2 protein-coding genes are annotated in these 1,524 nt (G+C 62.6%); both read right to left on the bottom strand.

All coding sequences use genetic code 11. The features are described from left to right. Positions 1 to 246 (bottom strand): hypothetical protein (locus tag HCA61_RS25820; RefSeq protein ID WP_169691050.1); only part of this gene is annotated, 246 nt, incomplete at its 3' end. Then, positions 230 to 1,510 carry an aromatic ring-hydroxylating dioxygenase subunit alpha gene (locus HCA61_RS25815; protein WP_169691049.1) on the bottom strand — a complete coding sequence of 427 codons (1,281 nt, stop codon included), beginning with the start codon at positions 1,508 to 1,510 and terminating at the stop codon, positions 230 to 232. The genes HCA61_RS25815 and HCA61_RS25820, both read right to left, overlap by 17 nt. Positions 1,511 to 1,524: the final 14 nt, after the last annotated feature.

The raw sequence follows: 1,524 nt of genomic DNA, 5'->3' as shown, positions 1-1,524 counted from the left end.
GGGGAAGGAGACCATGACCAGCGATTGCATCAGGTGCATGAGGGTGCGGGCGTCGTCGGGCAGGTCGTCGAGGTCGAACTTGTCGCAGTAGGTGATGACGTCCTCGAGGCGGGGGAATGCGACGTTGTAGAACTCCTGCATTTCCGGCATGGTCGAGGCGAGACGCTTGGCGTAGCGTTCGGGTTCGGTGGCCAGGTCCCAGTCGAGGTAGGGCTCGAGGTCAGCGAATTCAGTGGGCAGAGGCATCGCGGTGCTCCTTGACGTAGTCTCCGACGGTCTTGTGGAGGTGACGCAGGAGAAGTTCCTGGTCGCAGAGGGGGAATTCGGTCACCGTGCGGGTGCCGATCATCGTTTGGGTCGCTTCGAGGGTGTTGGCGTCCTGGAGGGCGTATTCCTTGAAGGTGACTGCGGCGAGTTCCTGTGCGAGGCGCTCGCGGGCGTTCTTCGGGGGCACGAAGTAGAGGCTGGCCTCGAAGATGTGCTTGTCGACGGCGGTGGGCCAGTAGGTGTAGGTCAGGTACCAGCCCGGCTTCCAGATGAGCAGGGTCATGTTGGGGAAGAACTCGAAGGAGTCCTGGCCCCAGCTGTGGAATCCGGTGGGGTTCAGTGCCGAGGGCAGCTGGTCGTCGGCGAGGCCGTCGATGTCGGGTTGGTCCCAGGGGCCGAACAGGCCGGAGCGCAGGACGCGTTCGATGGGCTTGACCATGTTGAGGTCCTTGGGCGGTGCCATGCCGCCCCAGGAGGAGATCATCGAGTGCGGGGGCTGCAGGTCGTAGTGCAGGGCTTCGTAGCCGTAGCCGGCGAGTTTGTCGGCTTCGTCCTTGACGGCCTGCTTCATGTGCAGGATCGGTGCGTGGTAGAACTCGGCGAAGGCGTCGATGAACAGCTTCCAGTTGGCGCCGATTTCGGCGCGGTAGCTGTAGACCTCGGTCATTTCGCCGAAGGGGTAGCCTTCGAGGCCTTTGGCGAAGGTGCCGAGGTAGTCGACGAGGGGGATGGCGTTGGGGTCGAGGTTGATGTAGATGAACCCTTCCCACGTTTCGCAGCGCACGTCCTTGAGGCCGTAGTCGGCCTTGTCGAGGTCGAAGAATTCGCCTTCTTGCTGGACGAAGGTGAGTTCGCCTTCGAGGCTGTAGCGCCAGGCGTGGTATTTGCAGGTGAATTGCTTGCAGCTGCCTGCGGTTTCTTCGCCGGGGTAGTCGTTCCAGACGAGTTTGTTGCCGCGGTGGCGGCAGACGTTGTGGAAGGCGCGGATCTTGCTGTCGTTGCCTTTGACGATGACCAGGGAGGTGCCGGGTCCGGCGGAGGGGAGTTCTTTGGTGAAGTAGGCGCCGGTGCGGGGGAGTTGTTCGACGCGGCCGACGTAGAGCCAGGTGCGCTTGAAGATTGCTTCGCGTTCGGCTTCGAAGAAGGCGGGGTCGATGGAGTCGGTGTAGTCGACCGGGGCGGTGCCGATTTCGGGGTAGTTCTCGGTCCAGCTTCCTGCGGCCGGTTTGGTGAAGTGTGGCAAGGCTCTACCTTTCG

Origin of the sequence: Rhodococcus sp. HNM0563, from assembly GCF_012726195.1 — a bacterium.
GTDB lineage: Bacteria > Actinomycetota > Actinomycetes > Mycobacteriales > Mycobacteriaceae > Rhodococcus.
Note: the sequence above shows the minus strand (reverse complement) of the source record. Positions and strands in the feature narration are given on the sequence as shown.